The following is a 7,776-nucleotide window of genomic DNA, read 5'->3' on the forward strand; positions in this document are numbered from 1 at the left end:
GGGGGGGGGGGGGGGGGGCCCCCCCCCGCGCAGGGGGGGGCCCCACGCGGGGGGGCCCCCCCCCCCCCGCTCGCCAGTTCAGCGAGTTCGACCCCGTAGTCCTCGCGGATGCGGGCGGCGACGGCGTCGCGGCGCGCGAGCAGGGTCTGCACCGCGAGTTCCTTCGCGTGCGCCTGCGACTGCTTCTCCTGCCAGCCGGACCGCAGCGCCTGGAGTACGTCGCGCACGCGCTCGCGGGCCGCGCGGTCGACCGCGAGCTTCGCCGCGAGTTCGCCGGCCAGCCGCTCGCGGTGCTCCTTCTCGCGGTACGCGTCGGCCTGCCCGGCGGTGGCCCGGAGCGCCGCGAGCGTGCTGTCGGTGAGCCGCGAGCGGGCGTTGCGGTCGGCCGCTGCGAGGTCGATGGCCTCGATGCGGCGCTTGCGGAGGTCGGCCTCGAACTGGGCGGCGCGCTCGCGGGCGCGGTCCCGGTCCGCGGTCGCCCGGCCGAGCGCCACCTGGGCCGCGGTGTCGGCGTGCTGGGCCGCGTCGCGGGCGGCCTCGGCGTCGCGCTGGGCGGCCTTCAGTTCCACCAGCCGCGACTCGATGTCGCGGGTCGCCTGGCCGGCCTCCTCGGCCTGCTGCTTCGCGGCCACCCACGCGGCCTCGCCGCGGCGCACCTCGGCTTCGAGGTACCCGGCCTCGGTCCCGGCCAGGCCGATGAGTTCGTCGAGGTTCTCGACCTCCTGCCGCTGCCGGGCGATCTTCTGGAGCAGGTCGCCGGCCGCACCGGAGAGCAGTTCGATTTCGGACTCGACGGCCGCGATGACGCCGTCGGCCGCGTCGGCCTGTCGCCGCAGCCCGGCGAGTTCCACCTCGGTCGCCTCGACCTTCGCGGCCAGCGTGCGGAACTGCTCGCGGAGTTCGCGCAGCTCGCTCTTCCGCGACACGAGGCCGGCCTCGGCCCGGGGCGGCCCGACGGTGAGCGTGCCGTCCGGTTCGAGGAGTTCGCCCGTCCGCGACACGACGCGGTACCCCGGGTTCGCCGCCGCGAGGTGCCGCGCCCCGGCGAGCGAGTCGGCGATGAGGACGTTCCCGAGCAGTTGATCGGGGAGCAGCGCGAGGTCGGACGTGACCCACCGGGCGAGCGGGGGGCGCGAATCGTCCGCGTCCGGGTCGGCCGGCACGGACGCGGCGGGCTGAAGCCCCACGCTCGCCAGGAGCGGCACGAACCCGACGCGGCCCGGCACGTCGCCCACCGCTGCGACGACCGTATCGACGGAGTCCGCCGACCGCACCACGAACCGCTGCGCCGCGTCGCCGAGCGCGAGTTCGACGAGCGGGGCGATCTCGTGCGGCACGGTGAGGAGGTCGGCGACGAGCCCCGCCACCTCGGGCAACTCGCCGAGCCGGTTGAACACCGCACGCACGCCGGCCCCGAGCCCGTCGAGCGACCGCTCCAGGTCCTCGAGCACGCCGAGCCGCCCGCGGAGGTCGCCCTGGCGGACCCGGAGCGATTCGAGCGCCGCCTGCACGCCGCCGACGCGCTCGGCGAGGACCGCGCGGCCGGTGCGGACCGACGCGAGCCGGTCGCGGGCGTCGCCGAGCCGCTGCTGCACGTCGGCGTCGGCGCGGGACAGGCCGTCGAGCGCGGCGGCGAGTGTCCCGCGGCGCGCGGTGTTCTGCTCGATCTCGGCGAGCTTGCGGGTGTAGTCCCTCTGGAGCCGCTCGACCTGCCCGAGCGTCACCCCGGCCGCGGACTCGGCCGCCGCCGACTCGCGGACCAGGTCCATCTGCCGCTTGTGCGAGGTGGCGACCTCGGCGTCGAGGTCGTCGGCGCGTTCCACCGCGGCCGCGAGGGCTTCGGCGGCGGCGGTCGCGGCGGCCTGTTCCTGCGCGAGCCGCTCGTCCGCTGCGGTGGCCTCGGTCGCCGAACGGGCCGCGTCGGCTTCGAGGGCGCGGGTGCGGTGGCCGAGGTCGGCGCGCTGCCGGCCGACGGCGAGCCGCTCGGCCTCGTACCCCGCGGCGGCCGAGCGCTCGTGCTTGATGGTGGACTCGAACCCGGCGATCTGCTGGCGGGCGTCGGCGAGCCGCGTCTCCTGGTGCCGGAGTCCGTCCTCCCCGCGGGTCACCTCGCGGTCCAGGTCGCGGAGCGCCGCTTCGAGTTCGCCGGTCCGCTGGTTCGCGCCGGAGACTTCCGCCTGAACGCCCGCCAGCACCTGCTGGTCGCGCTCCAGCGATTCGGTGAACTCGCGGTACTCGCGGACCCCGAGGCCGAGCCGCAGCTCGCGGAGCCGGTCCGAGTACTCCTTGAACTTCTGGGCCTTCGCGGCCTGCATCCGCAGCGTGCGGAGCTGCGAGTCGAGCCCCTCGAGGCGGTCGCGGGACCGGGTGAGGTTGAGCTCGACGTGCGCGAGCTTGGTGAGCGTTTCCTTCTTCTTCGCCTTGAACCGGCTGATGCCGGCGGCCTCGTCGAAGATCTCGCGGCGGTCCTTGGTCGAGGCCTGGAGCAGCTCGTCGACCCGGCCCTGGGCGATGATCGTGTACCCGCCCGCGCCCGCGCCGCTGCCGAGGAAGATCTCCTTGAAGTCCTTGAGCCGGGCCATCTGCCCGTTGACGAGGTACTCGCCGGTGCCGTCGCGGTACACGCGGCGGGTGAGCTGGACCTCGTCGGCGTCCACCGCGAGGAGCCGGCGGGTGTTGTCGAACGCGACGGTGACCTCCGCGAGCCCGAGGCTCTTGCGGCTGCTCGACCCGTTGAAGATGACGTCGGCCATCTCGCCCCCGCGGAGCGACTTGGCCGACTGCTCGCCGAGCATCCACCGGACCGCGTCCACGACGTTCGACTTGCCCGACCCGTTCGGCCCGACCACCCCGGTGATCCCCGGCGCGAAGTCGAACCGGGTCTTGTCGGCGAACGACTTGAACCCGACCAGTTCGAGGCGCTTCAGCATGGGGAGTCAGGGGTCGGGAGTCAGGGGTCGGGAGCCAGGGGCCGGGAAACGGATCAGGAGTCAGGTCCGCATTCGGGTTCCTGACTCCTGACTCCCGATTCCTGACCCCCCAATTCCGGTCACTGTCCGCCCGCGGGGACGACGCCGGGGTCGGCCGGGGGCGGGGCGTCGTGCCGCTTGCCGAAGATGCGGCCGGGCTCGCGGTTCAGCGGGGGCCGGGCCGGGGCGGTCGCCACCGGCGCTTCGGTCTCGGGCGCGTTCGACGGGAGGTCGAACCCGGACACGTCGAGTTCCGGGCGGACCACCCCGGCCTTCGCGACCTCGGTGTTCGCCCGGGTCAGCGTGGGGTCGGTCCGGGCGAAGTCGGCGAGTTGCTTGATGTTCAACTCGGACGGCACCGCGTCCACCACCACCGCGGCCGAGAGCACCTGGCCGCGGTCGGCCCGGCGGATCAGTTCGACCCCCTCGGCGTACCCGCCGCCGAGCCGCCCGATGGCGAGCAGCACCTCGGCCAGCGCGGTCGACTTGCACACCACCTTCTTCTCTTCGAGGTCGTTCTTCACCTTCACGATGCGGGTGACGGTGGCCTCGTTGCAGGCGGCCGGGACGCTCACGGTGAACTCGGACCCGACCGGCAGGGTGAACGGGCCGCGGAGCTTCGGGGCGTCGCCGAACAGCACGATCTCGCACCGGCGGTCGGTGGTCAGGTGGATCATCGGGGCGCTGCCCGGGGCGAGCTGGTGCAGCCAGAACGAGTTGTTCACGAGCACCCCGCGGGCGGTCGAGTTGTTCTCGTCGGCCAGCCGCAGGGCGATGAACGCGCCGTACCGGAGCGACGGGTCGCTGCTCGAGGTCAGCTCGGCGAGCCGGTCGGTGCAGGCCGCGTCGTCCATCGCGGCGAGCGCCTTGAGGGCCGGGGCGCGGAGGGCCGGGTGCGCCTCGGCGAGCTTGGCGAGTTCGGCCGCCCCGTCGGTCTGGCCCAGGTACGTCAGCGCCTCGCCGGCGGCGAACCGGACCCACGGCGACGGGCTCTCGAGCCCGACCCGCAGGGCCCGCATGCTCGACGAGCCCAGCGCCTCCAGCTTGACCGCGGCGGTCAGCGCCGCGGCCGGGTCGAGCAGCTCCTCTTCGAGCCGCTTGCGGTACATGCTGTCGCCGGCCGCCGGGAGCACCGGGATCTGGCGGGCGACGAGCAGGAACCGGTAGTGGTTGTTCCGGTACGCGAGCGGGACGTTCAGCAGGATCAGCTCCCGGGTCTTCGCGTCGGCGACCTTCAGGTTCGGCTCGGTGGTCGCGTGGAACGTGCTGTTGAGCCGCTCGGCGAGCGACGCGGCCATCTGCGGGCTCTGGCTCCCCGAGTTGATGAGCAGGAAGTACTGGCGGGGCTTGATGACCTTCGCGCCGCCCCAGATCTTCCCGACTTTGAACAGCGGCTGGCCGTCGGCGTCGGTCTCGATCGTGCCCGAGCCGCTGGTCGGGATGAACTGGCCCGCGAGGACCGTGCCCTCGGCCACGGCCCACCGGTCGCCCTTGCGGAGCTCGCCGCTCGGCCCGGTCGGCTTGCCCTCGTGGACGAGCGACTTCAGGTTCCCGGTCGTGTCGGTGTTGAACAGCTCGCACAGGAGCAGCCGGCCGCCCTTGAGGCTGGTCGTCTTGCTCTCGTCGGGGAGGGTGATCTGCACGTCGATCGGGTCGCCCTTTCGCGCCCCGGGCGGCACCAGGGCCGACACCAGGACCAGCGACGTGGACTTGCCCGGGTCGTCGAGCATCTGCTTGATGCCGGTCATCCCGGGCATCCGCTTGAGGCTCTCCTCGAGCATCATCCGCCACCCGCCGGGCGGGGCGCTGCTCCCGGTGCCCTGCAGCCCGTACACGAGGCCGACCCCGCTGACGAGGATCGACTCGGTGTTCCCGATGGTCGTCTTGCTGCCGATGCTGGTGGCGGCGTCGAGGTCCAGCGGGTCCTCGCCGATCTGCGACCGGCCCTGGGCCTTGGCCTTGAGCGCCTCGGCCTCCGGCCCCTTGCACCCGGTGGCGACCGACAGCCCCGCGGCGGCCGACAGGGCCAGGAACGTTCGCCGGTTCAGCCCGGCCGTTGCAACCCGTGCCCTGTGCATGGCGCTCCCCCGTTTGTGGTACCCGCGGCCCGCCGGTGGCGGCCCCCGAAGGGTGACTGCGGTCACCGGCAGCGATTCCCCCGAATCGGATGCCCTTGGCCGCGGACCGTGACTCTCGTGTGAGACGCGGACCATAGCCACGCGCCCCACCGGGTCAAGCCGACTTCACAAGTTCCGCGCTGAATGTCGGCACTCAACGGCGAGAGCCCGCCGGTGGCATGACGCTACCGGCGGGCTCCTGTTGGGAATCAGAAGTCAGAGGACAGAGGACAGGAAGAGAAGACTCTCGATCGACCTGCCCTTCTGTCCTCTGTCCTCTGGTTCAAGGCCGCTCACTTCGACTTGTTGAACCCGGCCGGGTCGAACTCGTCGCCGTCGGTCGGGCCGCTCTTGGGCGGCTTCGCCGGGGCCGACGCACCGAACTGGCTCGGCGGCTTCGGCAGCGCCAGGTCGGGCACTCCGGGCACCGCGGGCGGGACCGGCAGCACGGGCGGGGCGGGGACCGCCGGCAGCGGCGCGACCGGCTGGGCCTTCGGCTCGACCGCCGGGATGCTCGGCGGCGTCGGCAGCACCGGCGGGACGCCGACCTCGGGGACCGGCGGCAGCAGCGGCTCCTTCGTGGCCGGCTCGCTCGGCCGCGGCGCGACCGGCACGGGCACGGTCGGGGCCGGGATCACCGGGACCGCGACGGCATCGGGTTCGGGAACAGGCAGCGTCGGAAGGCCCGGGGCCGGCTCGGTCGGCTGCGGCACGGGCACCGGAGCGGGGAGCCCCGGCAGACCGGGCTCAACGGCGGGCACCGGCGGCAGCAGCGGCTCGACGGCCGGGGTCGGCAGCGTCTGGACCGGCACCGGCACCGGTCGCTTGACCGGCTTCACGGGTGCCGGGGCCGACGGGGCCGGGGGCGGCAGCAGCGGTTCGGCCGGCGGGATGGCCGGCACGTCGGCGGGCGGCAGCACCGCGGCCGCCGGGGGCGGCGTCGGCTGCGGCATCGGCGGGATGCTCGCGATCGGGTCCGGCGGCAGCACGGGCGGGGCCGGCTGCGCCATCGGCTGCGTGAGCGGCAGCGCGGCGATCGCGACCCACGCTTCGAGCACGCGGTACCCGGCCGACTGGCGGCTCACGAACGCCGGCTGCTTCATGCCGCCATGCGCGGCGAGCGCCTTGGTCAGCAGCGGGCTGTTGAGCGGGTCGGCCCGGCTGATCTGGGCGGAGGTCGCGAGCAGGTTCGACTTCGTCGACTGCGGGCCGACCTCGAACCCGGTGACGCGGATCAACTTGAACGCGCCGGGGTAGTCGGCCCGAGCGTGGCACTCCATGCACTGGTTCGCGAGCACCGGCTGTGCCCGGGCCGAGAACGACGTCGCCCCCTCGGCGGTGACCTCGGGGTCGCGCTCCTCGGTGACGAGGACGCCCCCCCCGGCCGGCTTCGCGGCGACGACCGGCGAGCCGCCGACCGGGAAGTTCCGCAGCGACTCCTCCAGCGAGTGGACCATCGACGCGGCGGCCGTGTTCGTCGACTGAATCTTGAGCACCTCGCGGGCCTCGGCCAGCGCCTGCTCGCGGAGCCCGGAGAACATGCACCACTTGGCGACGTTCATGCGCGCGGCCGCGTCGGTCGGCGGCACCTGGGCGAGCATGAACTTGTACACGTCGTCCTTCGTGTCGCCGACGAACAGCACGTCGCCCTTCGGCAGCGCCCGCTCGAACGACCCCTGGCGCAACACGGCCTTCTCGCCGGCAACCGTCACGCTCCCCTCGGTGAGCTTGTTCCCCTTGAGAACGACGAACTTCTCGCCGGGCGCGGCCGGACCCTCGGGCGTTGCGGGGGTGGCCGGGGCGACCGGGGCGGGCTGCGGGACCGGTGAGGGCACGGGCAGCGGCGCGGGCTGCGGGAGCACCTGCGTCGGCTGCGGGGCCGGGGCCGGTTGCTTCGCCGGCGCGCCCTCGGGCTCGATCAGCACCGGGACCGCGGGCGTCGGCGGGATCACCGGCACCGGCGACTTCACCGACACGGTTTGCGGAACCGGGGGCACGGGCACCGCCGGGGCCGGCGGCGCGGGTGCGGGCGTGACCGCAACGGGAGCAACGGGAGTCGCCACAACCGGCGCGGCGGCCGGGGCCGCGGGTGCGGGGAGGTTCCCGATCGTGCTGACCGCACCGGGCGGCGGCAGCGGGGCACCCACGGTCGGGGCCGACACCCTCGCGACCGGGGGCGCGACCGGCACCACGGGCTGGACTGCGGGGATCGCCGGGAGCATCGCCGGAGCAGCCGGGATCGCCGGCAGCGCGCCGGGGTTCCGGGGCAGCGTGTTCGGCGCGGCAACCGGCGTCGCCGGCGCGGCCGGAACCGCCGGGATCGCGGGCAGCACCGCGGCCGACTCGGCGATCTGGTTAACTGGGGCCGGCGGCGCGGAGACGGGCAGAATGTGAACGCTCGGGGCCGTCACCACCGGCGGCAGCGCGAGGTCCGCGACGGCGAGCGTCGGCGGTGCGTCCGGGGTCAGCGGCACCGTGGCCGCCGGGACCGGTGGGAGCTCCCGCGCCCCGGACCGCCCGGAGTGGTGGTACAGCGTCACCGCGGCCGCGACGAGGCCCGCGGCGGGGACGAGGAAGAAGGTTGTTTTCATGGTCCCGGCGGCCATATCGACCGCCGGAACGCGGGTCAACGGCAGAATCTGTTCGCGGCGCGACCACTTGGCGAGCGGGGGGCGTGAGCCCCCCGAGTG

Annotated in this window: 2 protein-coding genes and 1 pseudogene; all 3 read right to left on the bottom strand. The window is 74.3% G+C overall.

Annotated elements, in window-relative coordinates; all coding sequences use genetic code 11:
• Positions 1-2,930 (bottom strand): chromosome segregation protein SMC (gene smc, locus ACTIGN_RS27405; RefSeq protein ID WP_439629876.1); only part of this gene is annotated, 2,930 nt, incomplete at its 3' end.
• A 119-nt stretch (positions 2,931-3,049) separates the two neighbouring features.
• Complete coding sequence (locus ACTIGN_RS27410) at positions 3,050-5,047, bottom strand: flagellar basal body P-ring protein FlgI (RefSeq protein ID WP_439629878.1); 1,998 nt, start codon at positions 5,045-5,047, stop codon at positions 3,050-3,052.
• A gap of 332 nt (positions 5,048-5,379) precedes the next feature.
• Positions 5,380-7,776: pseudogene (locus ACTIGN_RS27415) on the bottom strand (hypothetical protein); the annotation flags it as partial.

The organism is Gemmata sp. (genome assembly GCF_051859125.1).
In the GTDB taxonomy this organism is placed as follows: domain Bacteria; phylum Planctomycetota; class Planctomycetia; order Gemmatales; family Gemmataceae; genus Gemmata.